This is a genomic window from gamma proteobacterium symbiont of Axiagastus rosmarus (assembly GCF_059730925.1).
On record NZ_AP035925.1, the window covers coordinates 328079 to 348146 of the forward strand.

The 20068-nt window shown below is 59.4% G+C and carries 20 protein-coding genes; 9 read left to right on the top strand and 11 right to left on the bottom strand.

Annotation, left to right across the window (positions count from 1 at the left end):
* Nucleotides 1–31: 31 nt before the first annotated feature.
* The 4 genes from cysG to nirB are packed head-to-tail and all read right to left on the bottom strand — an operon-like array spanning nucleotide 32 to nucleotide 5140.
* A complete protein-coding gene (cysG, locus tag AC6I8F_RS01440; protein ID WP_498028417.1) occupies nucleotides 32–1396 on the bottom strand; it encodes a siroheme synthase CysG in 1365 nt (454 codons plus the stop codon).
* A gap of 46 nt (nucleotides 1397–1442) precedes the next feature.
* Nucleotides 1443–2246: a nitrite transporter NirC gene (gene nirC / locus AC6I8F_RS01445; RefSeq protein WP_058780172.1), complete on the bottom strand. Its 804-nt coding sequence runs from the start codon at nucleotides 2244–2246 to the stop codon at nucleotides 1443–1445.
* A 30-nt stretch (nucleotides 2247–2276) separates the two neighbouring features.
* On the bottom strand, nucleotides 2277–2603 hold the full coding sequence (gene nirD, locus AC6I8F_RS01450) for a nitrite reductase small subunit NirD (RefSeq protein ID WP_021507431.1): 327 nt from the start codon (nucleotides 2601–2603) through the stop codon (nucleotides 2277–2279).
* Entirely contained in the window at nucleotides 2600–5140 is a 2541-nt protein-coding gene (gene nirB / locus AC6I8F_RS01455; RefSeq protein WP_498028418.1) for a nitrite reductase large subunit NirB, read from the bottom strand. The genes nirD and nirB overlap by 4 nt, the downstream gene beginning before the upstream one ends.
* 235 nt (nucleotides 5141–5375) lie before the next feature.
* Between nirB and AC6I8F_RS01460 the strand changes: the two genes are divergently transcribed.
* Complete coding sequence (locus tag AC6I8F_RS01460) at nucleotides 5376–6659, top strand: cytosine deaminase (RefSeq protein WP_021507433.1); 1284 nt, start codon at nucleotides 5376–5378, stop codon at nucleotides 6657–6659.
* 48 nt (nucleotides 6660–6707) lie between these two features.
* On the opposite strand, the gene tsgA is transcribed toward AC6I8F_RS01460, so the two are convergent.
* A complete protein-coding gene (gene tsgA / locus AC6I8F_RS01465; protein WP_021507434.1) occupies nucleotides 6708–7886 on the bottom strand; it encodes an MFS transporter TsgA in 1179 nt (392 codons plus the stop codon).
* 261 nt (nucleotides 7887–8147) lie between these two features.
* Between tsgA and ppiA the strand changes: the two genes are divergently transcribed.
* The 5 genes from ppiA to argD all read left to right on the top strand — a co-directional run bounded on the left by ppiA (nucleotide 8148) and on the right by argD (nucleotide 11496).
* Nucleotides 8148–8720, top strand: coding sequence for a peptidylprolyl isomerase A (gene ppiA, locus AC6I8F_RS01470; protein WP_021507435.1), 573 nt, complete (start codon nucleotides 8148–8150; stop codon nucleotides 8718–8720).
* Between the two features lie 100 nt (nucleotides 8721–8820).
* Nucleotides 8821–8991, top strand: coding sequence for a YhfG family protein (locus tag AC6I8F_RS01475; protein ID WP_021507436.1), 171 nt, complete (start codon nucleotides 8821–8823; stop codon nucleotides 8989–8991).
* Nucleotides 8981–9574: a putative adenosine monophosphate-protein transferase Fic gene (locus tag AC6I8F_RS01480; protein ID WP_211727100.1), complete on the top strand. Its 594-nt coding sequence runs from the start codon at nucleotides 8981–8983 to the stop codon at nucleotides 9572–9574. Before AC6I8F_RS01475 ends, AC6I8F_RS01480 begins: the two co-directional genes overlap by 11 nt.
* Before the next feature lie 41 nt (nucleotides 9575–9615).
* Nucleotides 9616–10191, top strand: coding sequence for an aminodeoxychorismate synthase component II (locus AC6I8F_RS01485; protein ID WP_278709008.1), 576 nt, complete (start codon nucleotides 9616–9618; stop codon nucleotides 10189–10191).
* 87 nt (nucleotides 10192–10278) lie between these two features.
* Entirely contained in the window at nucleotides 10279–11496 is a 1218-nt protein-coding gene (gene argD / locus AC6I8F_RS01490; RefSeq protein ID WP_498028419.1) for a bifunctional acetylornithine/succinyldiaminopimelate transaminase, read from the top strand.
* Here the strand turns inward: argD and AC6I8F_RS01495 are convergent.
* Together AC6I8F_RS01495 and crp are read right to left on the bottom strand one after the other, a co-directional pair.
* Nucleotides 11493–13568 carry a YccS/YhfK family putative transporter gene (locus tag AC6I8F_RS01495; RefSeq protein ID WP_021507439.1) on the bottom strand — a complete coding sequence of 692 codons (2076 nt, stop codon included), beginning with the start codon at nucleotides 13566–13568 and terminating at the stop codon, nucleotides 11493–11495. The two genes, argD and AC6I8F_RS01495, sit on opposite strands and share 4 nt — an antisense overlap.
* Nucleotides 13569–13626: 58 nt before the next feature.
* The gene (crp, locus tag AC6I8F_RS01500; protein WP_000242755.1) at nucleotides 13627–14259 is read right to left on the bottom strand and encodes a cAMP-activated global transcriptional regulator CRP; all 633 of its coding nucleotides are present in this window, start codon (nucleotides 14257–14259) and stop codon (nucleotides 13627–13629) included.
* 304 nt (nucleotides 14260–14563) lie between these two features.
* On the opposite strand from crp, the gene AC6I8F_RS01505 reads away from it, so the two are divergent.
* Nucleotides 14564–14968: an OsmC family protein gene (locus tag AC6I8F_RS01505; protein WP_021507440.1), complete on the top strand. Its 405-nt coding sequence runs from the start codon at nucleotides 14564–14566 to the stop codon at nucleotides 14966–14968.
* Between the two features lie 70 nt (nucleotides 14969–15038).
* Here the strand turns inward: AC6I8F_RS01505 and AC6I8F_RS01510 are convergent, their stop codons facing one another.
* The 3 genes from AC6I8F_RS01510 to AC6I8F_RS01520 form a co-directional block, all read right to left on the bottom strand.
* Entirely contained in the window at nucleotides 15039–15908 is an 870-nt protein-coding gene (locus AC6I8F_RS01510; protein ID WP_021507441.1) for a phosphoribulokinase, read from the bottom strand.
* Nucleotides 15909–15969: 61 nt separating this feature from the next.
* A complete protein-coding gene (locus tag AC6I8F_RS01515) occupies nucleotides 15970–16188 on the bottom strand; it encodes a YheU family protein (protein WP_021507442.1) in 219 nt (72 codons plus the stop codon).
* 2 nt (nucleotides 16189–16190) lie between these two features.
* Nucleotides 16191–17207, bottom strand: a complete 1017-nt coding sequence (locus AC6I8F_RS01520) for a hydrolase (RefSeq protein WP_498028420.1) — start codon at nucleotides 17205–17207, stop codon at nucleotides 16191–16193.
* 60 nt (nucleotides 17208–17267) lie between these two features.
* Between AC6I8F_RS01520 and AC6I8F_RS01525 the strand changes: the two genes are divergently transcribed.
* Nucleotides 17268–17870 (top strand): LysE family translocator, encoded by a 603-nt coding sequence (locus AC6I8F_RS01525; protein WP_031279689.1) that lies wholly within the window; start codon nucleotides 17268–17270, stop codon nucleotides 17868–17870.
* 1 nt (nucleotide 17871) lies between these two features.
* Here AC6I8F_RS01525 and AC6I8F_RS01530 read toward each other — a convergent pair whose 3' ends face one another.
* Nucleotides 17872–18852 (bottom strand): LacI family DNA-binding transcriptional regulator, encoded by a 981-nt coding sequence (locus AC6I8F_RS01530; RefSeq protein ID WP_021507445.1) that lies wholly within the window; start codon nucleotides 18850–18852, stop codon nucleotides 17872–17874.
* Between the two features lie 235 nt (nucleotides 18853–19087).
* On the opposite strand from AC6I8F_RS01530, the gene tauA reads away from it, so the two are divergent.
* Entirely contained in the window at nucleotides 19088–20068 is a 981-nt protein-coding gene (gene tauA / locus AC6I8F_RS01535; RefSeq protein ID WP_040679688.1) for a taurine ABC transporter substrate-binding protein, read from the top strand.

Sequence of the window (20068 nt, forward strand, 5' to 3'; positions counted from 1 at the left end):
AAAGCGCAGCGCTGTACAGTATTTTACCGCATCAGAACCAGCGCAGCTGCGTGCGCAGGCTGACCACGCGGCCCACAATGATCAGCGCCGGACTGGCAAACTGCTGTGCCAGCGTCGCCAGCTCCTGCAGCGTGGCGCAGGCGACGCGCTGCTGCGGCGTGGTGCCGTGCTGCACGATAGCCACCGGCATCGCTGCGTCCATCCCGTGCCGTAACAGCTGCTGCTGAATGTCGGCCGCCTGGCTGAGGCCCATATAAAACACCAGCGTCTGCTGCTCCGCCGCCAGTTTGCCCCACTCCATTTCGCCGTGCTGCTGCAGATGGCCGGTGACGAAGCGCACGCTCTGGGCATGGTCGCGGTGGGTGAGGGGAATACCGCTGTAGGCGGCACAGCCGGAGGCGGCGGTGATGCCCGGCACCACGCTGAACGGGATGTTATGCTGCGCCAGCACCTCCAGCTCTTCGCCGCCGCGGCCAAAAATAAAGGGATCGCCGCCTTTGAGGCGCACCACACGCCTGCCGCGCTGCGCCTGCTCCAGCAGCAGCTGGTTGATTTGTTCCTGCGGCACGCAGTGATGGCCCGCCTGTTTACCCACGAAGAGGCGTTCGGCATCGCGCCGCACCAGATTAAGAATCGGCTCCGACACCAGCCGGTCATACACCACCACATCAGCCTGCTGGATAGCCTGCAACCCTTTCAGCGTCAGCAGACCGGCATCGCCCGGCCCGGCGCCGACCAGCACCACTTCGCCCTGCTGCGTCAGCGGCGCCGCAAACAAGGCATCGACCTGCGCGGCAGCGCGTGCCCGATCGCCGTTGGCCAGCGTTTGGGCCAGCCGATCGCTGGCAAAGAAGCGCTCCCAGAAGGCGCGGCGTGGCGCCATGGCGCTAAAATGCTGCTTCACGCGCTCGCGCAGTGAGCCCGCCAGCGCAGCCAGTTCGCCGAGATGCTGGGGCAGCATTGCCTCCAGCTTCTCGCGTAGCAGACGCGCCAGCACCGGCGCGCGGCCACCGGAAGAGACGGCGATCATCAGCGGCGAGCGGTCGACGATCGACGGCATAATGGCGCTGGCCTGCTGCGGCGCATCCACCAGGTTACAGAAGAGGCGGCGCTGTTCGGCGGCGTCAGCCACCTGCTGATTGACGGCATCATCGTTGGTGGCCGCAATCGCCAGCCAGCATTCATCCAGCCAGTCATCGGCAAAGGCGCCGTGCAGTAACGTCATTTTTCCCTGTTGAGCCCACAGCTGAAATGCCGGGGAAAAATCCCGCGCGCCGACGTACAGCTCTGCGCCGGCCTCCAGCAGCAAACGCGCTTTGCGTTCAGCCACATCGCCTGCGCCAACCAGTAAACAACGCTTGCCTTGCAGCCGACAAAACAGCGGAAAGTAATCCATAACGAATCCTGAAAAAAAGCCCGCACGGTGCGGGCTGTGGAAGGGATTATACCGATTTCAGCGGCGAAGCCTGGGCTTGCGTCTGCGGGCGCTGCGCCTGCGGCGTGGCATACCAGTAGCCGAGGCCCATCAGCACCATGCCGGAGAACATATTGCCGAGCGTCACCCACAGCAGGTTGTGGCCGATGCCGCTCAGCGTCAGGTCGGCGCTGTGCTGGCCAAACCACGACAGCGCAAATACCGTCATGTTGGCGATGGAGTGCTCGTAGCCGGAGGCGATAAACGCCAGCAGGCACCACCAGATAGCGATGAACTTCGCGGCACCTTCGCTGCGCACCGCCATCCAGATCGCCAGACACACCAGCCAGTTGCACAGCGCGCCTTTAAAGAACAGCGCCATCGCCGTCTGCGTGGTTTTTGCCAGCGCTACGCTGTGGATCAGCGAGCCGGCGTTCGGCAGCAGCGCACCAGCGGCGTAGTAGTAGAGCAGGGCGACAAACACTGAGCCGATCAGGTTGCCCAGCCAGGTTTGCGGCAGCACACACCACATCTGACCGTGGCTGATGGTGCCGGCTTTGACGCCCACGGTGAGGAACATGGTGTGACCGGTAAACAGCTCGGAACCGGCGATGATCACCAGCGTCAGGGCAATACCAAAGGTGGCGCCCATCAGCAGTGGACGATACGCCGGGTCCGCCAGGTTGCCGAGGGTGAAGATCAGGATGATCGCCAGGCCAACATAAGCGCCGGCCATCGCCGATCCAATCCAGAAGGCCAGCGGGCTGTGCTGCGCGGTGCGTACAATGCGCGCCGCATTGGCGGCGCAGGTGTTCAGGGTGTCAGAAAACATAGTGACGTCTCATAAAGTGAAGGAATTCTGTCAGGCGCAGACTTCGACCTGGCCGTTGCTGACGCGCACCGCATAGCTCGCCACCGAGCGGCTTTCATCTTCCAGACAAACGCCATCGCTCAGGCGAAAGCGCTGTTTTTTCAGTGGGCTGGCGACCCACAGCGTGTGCTGGTGTTCGGCGATCAGGCCGCGCGATAACACGCTGGCTTCAGCAAACGGGTCGATGTTGCTCAGAGCGTACAGCTGCGCATCGTCGCGCGGGCGAAAGATGGCGATCTGCTGGCCGTTAACCAGCGCGCACACGCCGGTAGCGGGCAGGATTTGTGTGAGTTCACACACGGTGTACCACTGGCTCATGCGTCAGCCTCCTCGATCAGGGTAATAGCGATGCGCTCCGCCGGACGCGCCGGGCGATGCTGCTCGCGTTCACTGACGTGCTGCACCAGCGGGTCGCGCTGCGGGCTGTTAACAAACGTGGCGAAGTGCGCCTGCTGCTGCGGGTCGTTAACCGTGGCGGTCCATTCACAGCGGACGTCAGCGCGCAGACGCGTCAGCTCCTGCTCCAGCTGCGCGTTAAGGCCGAGCCGATCGTCGATAATTACGCTGCGCAGATAGTCGATGCCGCCGTCCATGCTCTCCAGCCACAGCGAAGTGCGCTGCAGGCGGTCGCCGGTGCGGATGTAAAACATCATGAAGCGGTCGAGATACTGCAGCAGCGTGTCGCGGTCGAGGTCAGCTGCCAGCAGATCGGCGTGGCGCGGTTTCATGCCGCCGTTGCCGCACACGTACAGGTTCCAGCCTTTTTCGGTGGCGATGACGCCGACATCTTTGCCCTGCGCTTCGGCGCATTCACGGGTACAGCCAGAGACGCCAAACTTCATCTTGTGCGGCGTGCGGATGCCTTTGTAGCGGTTTTCCAGCTCAATGCCGAAGCCGAGGCTGTCGCCAACGCCATAGCGGCACCAGCTGCTGCCGACGCAGGTTTTCGCCATGCGCAGCGCTTTGGCATAAGCCTGTCCGGTTTCAAAGCCGGCGGCAATAAGTTGTGACCAGATGGCCGGCAGGTCGTCGCGCTGCGCCCCAAACAGGCCGATGCGCTGTGAGCCGGTGATTTTGGTGTAAAGGTTGTACTGCCGCGCCACTTCGCCCAGCGTCATCAGCCCCTGCGGCGTGATTTCACCGCCGGCGGTGCGCGGAATCACCGAGTAGGTGCCATCTTTCTGGATGTTGCCGAGATAGAGATCGTTACTGTCCTGCAGCGGCGTGTGCTGCGGCTTGAGGATGTATTCGTTCCAGCAGGAGGCCAGCAGCGATCCGACGGTCGGTTTACACACTTCACAGCCGTAACCCTGGCCATACTTCGCCAGCAGCGCGTCAAACGACTTGATCTCCTCCACGCGGATCAGGTGATACAGCTCCTGGCGTGAATAGGCGAAATGCTCGCACAGGTGATGATTGACTTCGATGCCCTGACGGCTCAGCTCAGCGTTCAGCACTTGCGTAATCAACGGGATACAGCCGCCGCAGCCGGTACCGGCGCGGGTTTCGGCTTTCAGCGCCGCCACGGTGTGGCAACCCGCCTGCACCGCGTTAACGATATCGCCTTTGCTGACGTCAAAGCAGGAGCAGATTTGCGCGCTGTCCGGCAGCGAATCGACGCCCAGCGCCGGTTTTTCGCCGCTGCCCGCCGGCAGAATCAGCAGCGCCGGGTTTTCCGGTAAGGCGATGTGATTGAGCGCCAGCTGCAGCAGATTGCCGTAGTCGCTGGTGTCGCCCACCAGCACCGCGCCGAGCAGAGTTTTGTTGTCTTCGCTGACGATCAGGCGCTTATACACGTGCTGCTGTTCATCGAGCCAGATGTAACTGCGCGCGCCCGGCGTGCGGCCGTGCGCATCGCCAATGCCGCCGACGTCCACGCCCAGCAGCTTGAGTTTGGCGCTCATATCGGCACCGGCAAAGACGCTGTCACGCCCGACCAGCGCATCGCTGGCGACCTGCGCCATTTTGTAGCCCGGCGCCACCAGACCGTAAATCCGATCCTGCCAGGCGGCGCATTCCCCAATCGCGTAGATCGCCGCATCGCTGGTCTGGCAGCGATCGTTGATGGCAACGCCACCGCGCTGGCCGAGCGCCAGGCCGCATTGTTGCGCCAGCTTATCCTGCGGACGAATGCCGGTGGAGAACACGATGAAGTCGACGTCGAGCGCGCTGCCATCGGCGAACTCCAGCGTTTTACCGCCCTTAGCGTGATGCACAATCTGCCGGGTATTTTTGCCGGTATGGACCTGCACGCCCATCTGTTCGATCTTACGCCGCAGCTGTTCGCCGCCCTGCGTATCCAGTTGTTCCGCCATCAGCACCGGCGCAAACTCAATCACGTGCGTTTCAATGCCGAGATTTTTCAGCGCGCCCGCCGCTTCCAGTCCGAGCAGACCGCCGCCAATCACCGCACCGCGTTTGCTGCGGCGCGCGCAGGCTTCAATGGCGTTGAGATCTTCGATGGTGCGATAGACAAAGCAGTCGCTGCCCTCCGCGCCGGCGATCGGCGGGATCCACGGATAAGAACCGGTGGCCAGAATCAGCGTGTCGTAATGCACCGCACGACCGGTGTTGGAGTGAATCAGCTTTTCCTCACGGTTGAGGGTAATGGCGCGCTCGCCGAGCAGCAGATTGACCTGATGCTTTTCGTAGTAGCCTTCGCGCACCAGTGAGAGTTCTTCGGCGGTGTGGTGGGAAAAATAGGCGGAGAGATGGACGCGGTCATAGGCGACGCGGGGCTCTTCACAGAAAACGGTTATTGCGAACTGCTCAGGGGCGGCTTTGTCGATCAGTTCTTCGATAAAGCGGTGGCCAACCATGCCGTTGCCAATAATAACGACACTGTGCTTGCTCATGCTTGCCTCAAAATTTGCGGGATCTGCGCCTACCTTAGCGCGCTGTTTCTGGCGCTTATTGACGTACATCAACTGCGGCTTTATATACCCATTTAGAGGTATGTTGCTGATTTTACGCGTTTTTATCTAAGTCTTTTATTTGGTTGAAAATTACCCAATGGCGGCAGAAAAGTTGCCAGCGGCGCGGCCGTTTTTCGTGCTAGCTTAAGATGTTGCGTTTTCAGCGGAGAAGGATATGACCCAGCAAGCGTTTAAGTGGATAAACAACCTGCGCCTGGCAGGCCAACCGGGTTTATGGCAGATCGAAATTCGCCACGGCAACATCAGCGCCATTATTCCGCAGCCGCCGCACGCGGCCGCCCAGCCGGATGCGCTGGATGCCGCCGGTGGCCTGGCGAGCGCGCCGTTTATCGAGCCGCATATTCATCTCGACACCACGCAAACCGCTGGCGAACCGGCGTGGAATCAGTCCGGCACGCTGTTTGAAGGCATTGAGCGCTGGGCTGAACGCAAGGCACTGCTCAGCCATGAGGATGTGAAGCAGCGCGCGCGGCAGACGCTGAAGTGGCAAATTGCCAACGGCATTCAGCACGTGCGTACCCACGTGGATGTGTCCGATCCCACGCTGACCGCCTTAACCGCGATGCTGGAGGTGAAAGCGGAGATGGCGCCGTGGATCGATATCCAGATCGTGGCCTTTCCGCAGGAGGGCATTCTCTCTTATCCCAACGGCGAAGCGCTGCTGGAAGAGGCGCTGCGCCTCGGTGCTGACGTGGTGGGCGCGATCCCGCATTATGAATTTACCCGCGAATATGGCGTCGAATCGCTGCACAAGGCGTTTGCGCTGGCGCAGCGCTATGACCGGCTGGTGGACGTGCACTGTGACGAGATTGATGATGAGCAGTCACGCTTTGTCGAAACCGTGGCGGCGCTGGCGCACCGCGAGGGCATGGGCGCGCGCGTTACCGCCAGCCACACCACGGCGATGCATTCGTATAATAACGCGTATACCTCGCGGCTGTTCCGCCTGCTGAAGCTGTCGCAGATTAACTTTGTCGCCAATCCGCTGGTGAATATTCATCTGCAGGGACGCTTTGACAGCTACCCGAAACGGCGCGGCGTGACGCGGGTGAAAGAGCTGCTGGAGGCGGGTATCAACGTCTGCTTCGGCCATGATGATGTGTTCGATCCCTGGTATCCGCTCGGCACCGCCAGCATGCTGCAGGTGCTACATATGGGGCTGCACGTTTGTCAGCTGATGGGCTATGAGCAGATCGACAGCGGTCTGCAACTCATCACGCACAACAGTGCCAAAACCATGCAGCTGGCGGATTATGGCGTGCAGGTGGGCAACGCGGCCAGCCTGATCATTCTGCCTGCCGATAACGGGTTCGATGCGCTGCGCCGTCAGGTGCCGGTGCGCTATTCGCTGCGTAAGGGCGTGCTGGTGGCGGCCACACAGCCGGCAAGCAGTGAAATTTATCTCGGTGCTAGCGAAGCGGTGACATTCCGGCGTTAAGGGAGCGGGAAGGGGAATAGCGGCGCGAGGCTTCGCGCCGCTTGGGGATCAGGCAGTCTGGTGAGCGTGCTGGCGATGTTTGGTGACAAAGCCGAGCAGCACACACATCACAAACACCACCGCGTACAGCGCGTTCGCGGTGGACAGCGCCGCGTGCGCACCGCCTTTGGCCACGATCGGGCCGGTGACCACAAAGGTCAGCATGGTGCCGACGGTGCCGCAGGTGAGGATGAAGTTCACCAGCTTCGGCGATGACGCTTTGGTCTGCAGCGAGCCCAGCGTGATGATGGTGGTGTAAATGGCGCTGGAGAAGAAGCCAAGCGACATAATGATCCAGTGCAGCATGCTGGCATCAGTGGTTTTCACGAACCAGAACATCAGGCCGGTGGCCAGCAGCGCCAGCACCACCAGAATGCGTTGCAGGTCGAAGAAGCGCAGCAGGAAGCTGAACGCCCACATGCCGACCATATAGGCGGTCCAGAAGTTACCGACCAGCTGACCGGCGGCGGCGATATCCATGCCCATTGATTTGGTGGCGTATTCCGGTACCCAGGAGATGAAGCCGAGCTGGCCGAGGATGTAACACAGTGCCGCGATCGACAGGAACAGCACGCCGATGCCCCACTTCTCTTTTTCGCCGCCCTGCACCGCGGCTTCGCTCTTCAGTACCGGGAACTCGACCATCAGCGTCAGGATGAAGATCGCCACATAGATCACGCCAATGCAGGCGTAAACCCAGTACCACGGCAGCGCGCGCGCCAGCAGAATGCCCGCGATAATCGGGAAGATGGTGCCGGCCATGCTAAAGAACGAGTCGGTAAACAGCAGACGGGAACCGCGCTGGCGACCATCGTACAGATGGGTAATCAGGAAGGTGCCGATCGACATGGTGATACCGCTGACCACGCCGAGCACGAACATGCACAGCGAGAACACCGTGAGGTTATGGCTGGTCATCAGCCCGGCCACGGCGAGGATCATCAGCACAAAGCCAAAGATCAGCTGGCGCTTGAGTGGCACAATCACCATCAGCCAGGCGTTCAGGAACACCGCCGCCAGAATACCGGCGTTAAGGAAAGTGAAGGTGTTGCTCATCTCTGAGATGGGCAGCTGGAAATACTGGGCAATATTATCCAGCACCATACCGGTAACGATCACCAGTGCGCCGGTGAGCGCATAGGAGAAAAAGCTGATCCAGGTAAGGCCAATGCGATTACGGTTTGTCATGTTCTGAACCTGTGATGCGCCGACGTGGCAAAAAGTGTCATGAATTGTAAATGGATCTGTGATCGTAATAAACAAGCAGTGAAACGTGCGAGAAATATTTCATTAATAGTGTGATTTTCGTCACGCAAATGATTGCGCGACGGGAAAAGTATGACGATAGCAACATCAGCGTAAATATAGGTAAAACGCTGGCTCTTGTATTACATGCTCTTTACAATCAATCTCGTTTTTGAGCTTGCTCTCCAAGGTAAGGAATCTTTCATGCTTAAACGTACTTTGACAGCGGCGGTTGCCCTGTTAGCGCTCTCTTCTGTATCTGCTTCGGCTCTGGCGGCGAAAGGGGATACGCACGTGCTGCTCACCACCTCTGCGGGCAATATCGAACTTGAACTGGATAATCAGAAAGCCCCGGTTTCAGTAAAAAACTTTGTGGATTACGTGAATAACGGCTTCTACAACAACACCATTTTCCATCGTGTGATCCCGGGTTTCATGATTCAGGGCGGCGGCTTCACTGCGGATATGCAGCAGAAGCAGACCAACGCGCCGATCAAAAACGAAGCGGATAACGGCCTGCGCAACCTGCGTGGCACCATTTCCATGGCGCGTACCGCTGAGAAAGACAGTGCCACCAGCCAGTTCTTCCTGAACGTGGCGGACAACGCTTTTCTTGACCATGGCCAGCGCGACTTCGGCTATGCGGTGTTTGGTAAAGTAGTGAAAGGCATGGATGTGATCGACAAGATCGCCCAGGTGCCGACCAAAGATGTCGGGCCATACCAGAATGTGCCGTCAAAACCGATTGTTATCACTTCCGCGAAAGTCCTGCCGTAATCCCTCTGCGCGCCACCCCTGGGTGGCGCCGTCTGCCGCGCTCCGGCAAAGCTGAAATTTGCTCTTATACTTAGGGCACATCCTGCTTGCCGGAGGCGCTATGAGCAGCAAACTCACCGAAAAACAGAAAATCACGTTGTGGCAGCAAACCCGTGCGGCCAATTATCAGGCCAGCTGCAAACTGGCCGGTTATACGCTGAATGAACCTGCCGTCGAGAGCGCCCAGGCGGACGATCGTCTGGCATCGCTGAGGAGGCAATATGGCGGATAACAGCCTGGCGGTGCGCGATCCCTATTTGTGGCACAACGATGACGTGCTGAAAAACCTGCTGGAAATTCACGACGTGGCGCAATTGCGTAAAGCCGAGCTGGCATTCAGCGCGGCGCGGCTGGCCACGCTGGCGCTCGGACCGGCCACGCCTGGCCTGCCGCACCTGCGCCATATTCACCGCACGCTGTTTCAGGATATCTACAGCTGGGCCGGCGAACTGCGTACCATCGACATCTGGCGCGACGACACGCCCTATTGCCACTGCGAGTACATCGAGAACGAGGGCAATGCGCTGATGAGCGCACTGGAAGAGGAAGAGGGCCTGTGCGACCTCGACCCGCAGACCTTCGTGGCACGCATCGCGCATTACTACTGTGAAATCTACGTCCTGCATCCGTTCCGTGCCGGTAACGGGCGGGCACAGCGCATCTTTTTCGAACAGCTGGCGCTGCACGCGGGCTATCTGCTGAACTGGGATACGCTGGAGCCTGAAAGCTGGCACCAGGCCATCATCGCCGGCGTCGGCGGCGATCTCGCGCCGCTCAATGCGCAGTTTGCGAAAGTGGTGAGTCCGGCGCGTTAAAATGCGTAGAATAGCGGCGGTTTTACTGGCCTGAGGGCATTATGCTGCTGCTAATTGATAACTACGACTCCTTTACCTGGAATCTCTACCAGTACTTCTGTGAACTGGGCGCGCAGGTGCGCGTGGTGCGCAACGATGCGATGACGCTGGAAGAGATGACGGCGCTGCCGCTGAGTCATCTGGTGATCTCGCCGGGCCCCTGTACGCCGGATCAGTCCGGCATTTCGCTCGAAGCCATTCGCCACTTTGCCGGACGGTTGCCGGTTCTCGGGGTATGCCTGGGCCATCAGGCCATCGCCCAGGCCTTCGGCGCACAGGTGGTGCGCGCGCGCCAGGTGATGCACGGCAAAACCTCTGCGGTGCAGCACACCGGCCAGGGCGTGTTCCGCAACCTGAATAATCCGCTAACCGTCACGCGCTATCACTCGCTGATTGTGGCGCGCGACACGCTGCCGCCGGAGTTTGAAGTCACCGCCTGGAGCCTGCGCGATGGCGTTGCCGATGAGATCATGGGCTTCCGCCATCGTACGCTGCCGCTCGAGGGCGTGCAGTTCCATCCGGAGAGCATTCTCAGCGAGCAGGGGCATCAGCTGCTGGCGAATTTCCTCAATATGTAACTTCCGTTTGCCATTGCATGATTTTTTATGCATATTTTGTGATTATAATTTCACGTCAGCTCAACAAATAACCCGATGAGGTCATCAATGGCAGCGGAAAATCTAGCGGTAAGCCGGGAAACGTTCGATAACGTTATTTTGCCTGTTTATGCACCTGCGCAGTTTGTGCCGGTCAAAGGCAAAGGCAGCCGCGTGTGGGATCAACAGGGCAAAGAGTATATCGACTTCTCCGGTGGTATCGCGGTCACCGCGCTTGGCCATTGCCATCCGGCGCTGGTGGAAACGCTGAAAAGTCAGGGCGAAACCCTGTGGCACACCAGTAACGTGTTCACCAATGAGCCGGCACTGCGCCTCGCCAGTAAACTGATCGCGGCGACCTTCGCCGAGCGGGTATTCTTCGGTAACTCCGGTGCCGAAGCGAACGAAGCGGCGTTCAAACTGGCGCGCTACTACGCCTGCAAAAAGCACAGCCCGTTCAAAAGCAAAATTATCGCTTTCCACAACGCCTTCCACGGCCGCACGCTGTTCACCGTCTCGGTGGGCGGTCAGCCGAAATACTCCGATGGCTTTGGTCCGAAGCCGGCGGATATCGTCCATGTGCCGTTTAACGATCTGGCAGCGGTGAAAGCGGTGATTGACGACCACACCTGCGCGATTGTGGTGGAGCCGATTCAGGGGGAAGGCGGCGTGATGCCAGCAACGCCGGAATTCATGCAGGGATTGCGTGCGCTGTGCGATCAGCACAACGCGCTGCTGGTGCTGGATGAAGTGCAGAGCGGCATGGGCCGCAGCGGTAAGCTGTTTGCTTACGAACACTATGGTATCAAGCCAGATATCATCACCACCGCTAAAGCGCTGGGCGGCGGTTTCCCGGTGAGCGCGATGCTGACCACCCATGAAATCGCCTCGGTGATGGCGCCGGGCGTGCACGGCACCACCTACGGCGGCAACCCGCTGGCCTGTGCGATTGCCGAAACCGCGCTGGATATCATCAATACGCCCGAGGTACTGAACGGCGTCGACGCGCGCCGTGAGCAGTTTGTCTCGGCGCTGCAGAAAATCAATGAGCAGTTTGACATCTTCAGTGAAATTCGGGGCAAAGGGCTGCTGCTGGGTGCCGTACTCAACGCGCAGCACGCCAGCAAAGCGCGCGATATCCTCAACGCTTCCGCCGCTGAAGGCCTGATGGTACTGACCGCCGGCAGCAATGTGATTCGCTTTGTGCCGTCGCTGGTGATTGAGCCGACCGATATCGCAGAAGGCATGGCGCGCTTCGCCCGGGCGATCGCGAAAGTCCTGAACTAACCTTTCGGCTTCAGCACGCTGAGCCAGCGGCCGTGATGTGGGCGCTGGCTCCACGCCAGTGAAGAAATGGTGTGCATCACATTGAGGTGCTGCAGAATGCGCTTCACATGCTGTTCGACAATCGTCACCGGCCCCTCATTCAGATTCTCCGGCGCTTCCAGAATATTGCTGTCGTTGCCCGGCCCGTCGTAAGCCAGCCGCTGCTGACAGCGCTGCAGCGCAATTTCACAGGACTGCAAATAGCGCTCTGCCAGCTTTGGCGTCAGCATGGTGTGCTCGCGCGCCAGAATGGTCATGGCGTTGATGTGCTCGACGATAAACTGGCTGTGAGTCACCCACAGGCGCATATCTTTCAGATACTGGAAGTTAAAGCCCGGTTCGGTAGACGCCTGGTTGAGCGAGTTAAACAGCGCGTTGTGCGCCTGGTTAACCTTGACGCGCTGATACGCCAGCTTCTCCGGCGCCTGCTCCGGACCGAGCAGCAGGCGCAGCGCCTCCTGATACGCCTCCAGCGCGTCGTGCGCGTTATTGCGCAGCAGCCCGCTCTGCCACTGCGGCCATAGCCAGATCATGCCCGCGAAGGCAATCAGGCAGCCCATCAGCGTATCCATCATGCGCGGCAGCAGAAACTGCGCGCCGTTCAGCGACAGCAGCTGCAGCGAATACACCGCCGTCACCGTAAAGCCAATCATCGACCAGCCATAATATTTACGCGTGATCAGATAGCTGGCGAGCGTGATGACCAGCATGGTCAGCAGGGCAATCGACTCCGGTACGGCAAAGCGCAGCGACGCCGCGGCGATCAGCAAGCCGGCGAAAGTGCCGAGCGCGCGGTGCTGAATGCGCACGCGCGTGGCGCTGTAGCCGTTCTGGCTGACAAACATGATGGTCATCAGAATCCAGTAAGGCTTGGGAATATTGAAAAACAGCGCCAGCGCGCTGCCGAACATCAGCATTACCGCGAAGCGCGCCGCCGTCCGCAGCGCGGCAGATTTCAGCGACAGGTAGCTGCGCAGCGCCGGCAACAGCGGCAGGCGGCGCTGGCGATCGGCCATCAGGTCGCGGGTGTATAGCGGCTTCTGCGTGCGCAGCACGCGCGCAATGCGGCTGAAATGGTAGAGGCAGAAATTACCGACCGGATTATCCGGATGCTGCCGGGCAATTTTCTCCAGCGCGCCGAGCGGCTTCTCCATGTGGAAGCGTTCCGGCAGCTGGTGATAGAGAATGGCATCGGCCAACACGCGCAGCCGTGCCGAAATGATTTTCGCGTTCCAGCGGATCACCGCCTCGGCGTGGCTCTGCTCCACCAGCTTTTGCACCTCTTCCGGCTGGTGCAGGCTGACCGAGATGTGCTCCTGCAGATCGAGCGCAACCTGAAAGGCGCGCGTCAGGCGTTTATGACTGTTATCACGGCTGGCGGACAGCATATGCATTTGCTGGTAGCAGGTGGTGATCAGATCGACCGCTTTCTGCTGGCGCGCCAGTAGCGGCGGCAGCGCTTTTTCCGGATCGGTCAGCTGCGTCAGCAGGGTGTATTTGGCGTCGCAGTAATCGGCCAGCTCGCGGTACAGCAGGCTGAGGGTCTCGCGCATCGGCTGCTCTTTCCACAGCCAGAACCAGAACCAGTTAAACAGCCCGTACCACAGCGTCCCGCCGATATACAGCAGCGGCGGGACCCACATCGGCATACGGCCGACGAGGCTTAAGGTAAAGATGGCGGCGATCAGCGTGCCGGGCAGCAAACGACCATGCAGCGGGCTGATTTCACCGGTCACGCCCACCAGCAGCGGCAACACCAGCAGAATCAGCGGCAGCGGCACAGCGTAAGCCGTGAGGTACTGAATCAGAAAACTGCCGCTGGCGAACAGTGCGCCGCCGACAATCAGCCGTTTGAAGAACCGCTTGTGTGGCGTATCCAGACCGGCGATGTTGCAGCAGGCCGGCACCAGGGAGAACAGCAGCCCTTTTTGCAGATCGCCAAACAGCCAGCCGAGCGCCACAGGCAGGCACAGCACCAGCGTTTGCCGCAGCGCATAGTTAACTTCCGGATGATAGATGATTCGACGCCACATCAGCTCATCGTAAACAGAAACGGCGTGATGTTGCCATCACGCCGTGGGTGAGAAGAAATCAGCGGGTGCCGTAAACGACGATGGTTTTGCCGTGTGCGGAGATCAGGTTCTGATCTTCCAGCATTTTCAGGATACGACCCACGGTTTCGCGTGAGCAGCCCACGATCTGACCAATCTCCTGACGGGTGATTTTGATCTGCATACCGTCCGGGTGCGTCATGGCATCAGGCTGTTTCGCCAGGTTGAGCAGCGTTTGCGCGATACGGCCGGTCACATCGAGGAAGGCAAGGTTGCCGACTTTTTCAGATGTAACCTGCAGGCGACGCGCCATCTGCGCCGACAGGCGCATTAAAATATCCGGATTGACCTGAATCAGCTGACGGAATTTTTTGTAGGAAATTTCAGCCACTTCGCAGGCGGTTTTCGCACGTACCCAGGCGCTACGCTCCTGGCCCTCTTCAAACAGGCCGAGCTCACCGATGAAATCCCCCTGATTGAGGTAGGAGAGAATCATCTCTTTGCCTTCTTCATCTTTAATCAGTACCGCGACGGAACCTTTCACGATGTAGTACAGCGTTTCCGCTTTCTCACCCTGATGGATGAGGGTGCTTTTGGATGGATATTTGTGAATATGGCAATGGGACAGGAACCATTCGAGTGTAGGGTCTGTTTGCGGTTTGCCGAGAACCATTCGCTATTATCCTCTGTTGTAATCGTGCCCAAAATACAGGGGGCAGTTTTCCCTGTCAGGCGGTGAAATCGTCCAGCGTTTCCCGTGAGGGACAGTTATTCGGGGGTGGATTCGTAAGCGATGCTTTTGATTCGTCCCGCTTTCGTCTTTCGTGACGAAAATATTTTCAGCACTGTTTGTAGCATAGCTTTTGCAACCTGTCTCCTGTTGTCTCGCTTCAGCAGGTGAGGGATGCGTCTGCATTGCTGTTTGTCAGGTGAAAGCGTACTCTGGCGGCAAAACCGCCGCTTCAGGAGAAAGAATAATGCAGGCACGAGTGAAATGGGTGGAAGGGCTGACCTTTCTCGGAGAATCCTCATCCGGTCATCAGGTATTAATGGACGGCAATTCCGGTGATAAAGCGCCCAGCCCGATGGAGATGGTGTTGATGGCTGCGGGCGGCTGCAGCGCGATTGACGTGGTGTCGATTCTGCAAAAGGGGCGCAACGATGTCGCCGATTGTGAAGTCAAACTGACCTCAGAACGCCGCGAAGAAGCGCCACGCATTTTTACGCATATCAATCTGCATTTTATTGTCAGCGGCAAAGCGCTGAGCGATAAAGCGGTGGCGCGCGCGGTGGATCTGTCCGCGGAGAAGTACTGCTCGGTCGCGATCATGTTGGGCAAGGGCGTCGAGATAACGCACAGCTACGAAGTGGTGGAGCTGTAATCCAGCCGGGAGCGCGGCCCTGCGCTCCCGATCTCAGCTCCTCCCGGCGAAACTGGCGCGTTAGCCTGCGCTATTCAATACGTTTTCCTTCAATCAACCGCTGCACCAGCGGCGTCATGATCAACTCCATCGCCAGTCCCATCTTGCCGCCCGGCACCACCAGCGTATTCATGTGGGAAATAAACGAGCCCTGGATCATCGCCAGTAGATAAGGAAAAGCGATGCCCTCCAGGCCGCGAAAATGGATCACCACAAAGCTCTCATCCAGCGACGGGATCTCACGCGCGGCAAACGGGTTCGAGGTATCCACGGTCGGCACGCGCTGGAAGTTGAGGTGCGTGCGGGAAAACTGCGGCGTGATGTAGTTGATGTAGTCTTCCATCGAACGCACCACCGAATCCATCACCGCTTCGCGCGAATGGCCGCGCTCACTGGTGTCGCGCACCAGTTTCTGAATCCACTCCAGATTAACAATCGGTACCACGCCAACCAGCAGATCGACGTGTTCCGCCACGTTATGTTGCTGTGTCACCACGCCGCCGTGCAGGCCTTCATAGAACAGCACATCGGTGTTTTCCGGCAGCGGCTGCCAGGGTGTAAACGTGCCCGGCACCTGATTCCACGGCACCGCTTCATCGTAGGTGTGCAGATATTTGCGCGACTGGCCGAGTCCGCTCTGGCCATAGTCGCGGAAAGTCTGCTCCAGCAGGCCGAAGTCGTTGGCTTCCGGGCCAAAGTAGCTGATGTGACGCCCGAGGTCGCGCGCCTTACGAATCGCCATGTCCATTTCCGGACGGGTATAGCGATGGAAACTGTCGCCTTCTACTTCCGCCGCGTGCAGATCCAGCTGCTGGAAAATTTTACGGAAGGCGAGACTGGTGGTGGTGGTTCCGGCGCCGCTGGAACCGGTAACGGCTATGACTGGATGCCTGGCTGACATAACAGCGCTCCCTGTGAAGTCCGGCGATGAGCATTGTTACCACGAATTGCCGCCTGACGCATTAGCCGCGAAATTCACGCCGCGGCATAATATTGACCGATTCATGCAATTCTGACCACACCAGTACCACCTCGCCCTGCTCGAGCTGGCGGCGCACGTCGGCCACTTTCTGCGTCAGGCTGCGCTCCTGCTCGCCATAATCGGTGCCTTCACGCAGCACAAAACTTTCTATCAGGTTTTCCAGCGTTGTCGGGTCGAGTTCTTGCCAGGGAATAATCACAATTACATATCCAGATAAGTTGAGAGCCAGTCCGGCACGCGCTGCTCCAGCCACATTTTGGGTCGCAGCAGGCTGCCGCCCACGAAGCCGACGTGACCGCCTTGCTGCGTCAGCTGATACTCAATTGTGGCAGACAACTGCTGCGGCTGCGGGATCACCGCATCGGTCATGAAGGGATCGTCTTTAGCATGGATGATCAGCAGCGGCTTGCGCACGCCGGTCAGCAATGGCATGGCGCTGGCGCGCTGATAATAGTCGCGCGCATCAATAAACCCGTGGGCGCGGGCGGTAATCGCATCATCAAACTCACGCAGCCGGCGGAAGGCGCGCAGCTGCGTCAGATCGACCGGCAGCGTGCCCGGCCAGGCGCGCAGTTTGCGCGTGGCGTTTTTCTTCAGCTGGGTTAGCAGGTAGTGCTGATAAAAGCGTGAAAAGCCCACGTCCAGCTTCTGGCTGCACGGCTCCAGCGCCAGCGGCGCGGAGATGGCGACCGCGGCATCCAGCGGGGCCGACGTGCCCTGCAGCCCCAGCAGACAGGCCAGCATATTGCCGCCAAGCGAAACGCCGACCGCCGCCGTCGGCACCGTGCCCCATTCGCGCTGCAGCCAGTGCAGAAAATAGGTGGCATCTTCAGTTTCACCGGAGTGATAGATGCGCTGCAGACGGTTAGGCTCGCCGCTGCAGCCGCGGAAGTGCATGATCACCGCCAGCCAGCCGCGCGCCTGACACGCCTGCATTAGCCCATGGGCATACGGGCTGCGGAAACTGCCTTCCAGCCCGTGGAACAGCACCATGCGCGGCTTGTGAAGTGCCTGTGCCGGATCTTCGCTCCACGCCAGATCGACGAAGTCGCCGTCCGGCAGATCGAGGCGCTGCCAGTGCGGGCGCAGCGTGACGCGCCGGCGCAGCAGGCGCGGCAGCAGCGTTTGCAGATGCGCATTGCCGAAGCCGCGCAGCGGGGTAAAGCGCTCGCCGCTCGGGCGATCAAAATAGCCTGGGATAGTACTTGTCTGATGCATAACTCGCTGATAGCTTCGATGGGTTGTTCGCTTTTCTGGGTGAGGAGCACCCGAATATACATGGAACTGAGTCTTTTTTTATCAATGCTGGGCTTTCTCTGGGTCGCGGCCATCACGCCAGGGCCCAATAATATGTTACTTACCGCCTCAGGTGCTAATTTTGGCTTCCTGCGCACCTTTCCACTGCTGATTGGTATCATGATTGGCATGCAGGTGATGTTGCTGATGGTGGCGTTTGGCATCGGCAGCCTGATTCTGCTCTATCCCTCACTGCATCTGGTACTGAAAGTGGCCGGTAGCCTCTACCTGCTGTGGCTGGCGTGGAAAATTGCCACCGCCGAATATGAAACGCTGGAAACCGACGATGCCAGCGTGAAGCAGATGCCTTTCTGGCAGGGCGGGTTACTGCAACTGATCAACCCGAAAGCCTGGCTGATGGCGCTGGGTGCGGTCGCCAGCTTTAGCCTTGCCGGCAGCGCCTATCTGCATTCCGTGGTGGCGATCAGCATTGGCATGGCGCTGGTGAACGTGGTTTCCGGCGTGATCTGGATGGGTTTCGGCTCGCTGATTGGCCGCCTGCTGCGCAGCCCGCGCGCGTGGAAAATCTTCAACCTCGCCATGGGTGCGCTGACCGCAGCCTGCGTGCTGTTGATCTGGCACTGAGTCAGCTGGAGGCGCGCTCAATGCGCGTCCACGGCAGCACTTCATGCACCACTGCCGCTTGACGCTGGCGGATGCGTGCCAGCAGCAGCTGCACGCTGCGGGCACCCATCTGGTTCATCGGCTGGGCAATGGTGGTCAGCGGCGGGTTGATGCTGCTGGTGAACGGAATGCCGTCAAAGCCGACCACCGCCAGATCCTCTGGCACGCGCAGTCCGGCTTCCAGAGCAGCGTGAATCACGCCAACCGCCAGCACGTCCGATACCGCAAACACCGCATCCGGCCGCTCTGGCTGCGTTAGCAGTTCGCGCAGCGCCGCGCTGCCCGCTTCGCAGGAGATGTCGCTGGCGTAAGCGACGCCGTGCCAGTCAAGCCCCAGCTGCGTGATGGCGTCGCGATAGCCGCTTTCGCGCTGGTGCGAATAGAGATAGCGCATATCACAGTTGACCAGCGCAATGCGCTGACGCCCTTTGCCGGCCAGATAATGCACCGTGTCATAGGCCGCCTGACGGTTATCGATGGTGACGCTGGAGGCGTTCACCGAGGGATCGTACTCCGCACACTGCACCCACGGCGCATCACCAATCAACTCTTTCAGTCCCTGCAGACAGGCCGCGGCGTCCATGGTGATCACCCCATCTACCACTTTGCCGGCCAGCAGCGCCAGATAGGCGGTTTCGCGCCGCAGCTGTGAGGCGGAATTACATAACAGGATGTGATAGCCGTGCGCTTCGGCCTCCGCCTCGATGCCCTGCACCACCCGTGAACAGAACGGATTGGTGATATCGGAAATCAGCACCAGCAACATGTTGCTTTGCGCGGTACGCAGCTGGCGCGCCAGCAGGTTGGGCTGGTATTCGCACACATTAATTGCGGCCAGCACCCGTTTACGCGTATCTGGCCGGACGCCAGGATGCTGGTTTAACACCCGTGAAACCGTGGCTTTCGACACGCCCGCGAGGCGCGCAACTTTCTCAATCGACATGGAGGCCAGTACCGCTGTAAAAGGGGGAAAAAATCAAGACGAGATCAATACCACAGTCGGCATGTGAGCGCCTGACATATTTCTTCCGCACCAGCGGTTTTGTATTTGCACTTTTTGCATAGCGTTACCCAATGTTGATCTAAGAACCGATTTTTATTAGGGATAATTTTTAATTCCTTTATGAAATCATTGCTGCTGGCGACACTGCCGTCACGACTCAACATTGGGGTGCATGATGATGGCAGTAACCAAAACAATAAGCGCGGTAGCAGCCGCGTTAGCGCTGATGACCTTTCAGGCGCAGGCGGTCAATGTGACCGTGGCTTATCAGACGTCGGCGGAACCGGCCAAAGTGGCGCAGGCTGACAATACCTTTGCCAAAGAGAGCGGTGCCACGGTTGACTGGCGCAAATTCGACAGCGGCGCCAGCGTCCTGCGCGCGTTAGCCTCGGGCGATGTGCAAATTGGCAACATCGGTTCCAGCCCGCTGGCGGTGGCCGCCACGCAACAGCTGCCGATTGAAGCTTTCCTGCTGGCTTCACAGCTGGGCAATTCTGAAGCGCTGGTGGTGAAAAAAGGCATCAGCTCACCCAAAGATTTGATCGGCAAACGCATTGCCGTTCCCTTCATCTCTACCACCCATTACAGCCTGCTGGCCGCGCTGAAACACTGGGGCATCAAACCGACCCAGGTGCAACTGGTTAATCTGCAGCCGCCGGCGATCATTGCTGCCTGGCAGCGCGGTGATATCGACGGCGCTTACGTCTGGGCACCCGCCGTCAATGAACTGGAGAAAGACGGCAAGGTGCTGACCGACTCGTCGCAGGTCGGGCAGTGGGGCTCACCGACGCTCGACGTCTGGGTGGTGCGCAAGGATTTTGCCCGGCAGCATCCTGAAGTGGTCACCGCTTTCGCCCGCAGCGCGATTGCCGCGCAGCAGGCTTATATCGCCAACCCGGAACAGTGGCTGCAGCAGCCGGATAATCTCAGCAAGCTGTCGCGCCTGAGCGGCGTGCCGGAAAGTGACGTCCCCGGGCTGGTGAAAGGCAATACCTACCTGACGGCGCAGCAGCAGGTGGAACAGCTGGGCAAACCGGTCAACAAGGCGATTGTCGATACCGCACAGTTTCTGAAAGAGCAGGGCAAAGTGCCGGATGCCGCCAGTGACTACAGCAGCTTTGTCACCACGCGCTTTGTTGCTCCCTTAGCCAAATAA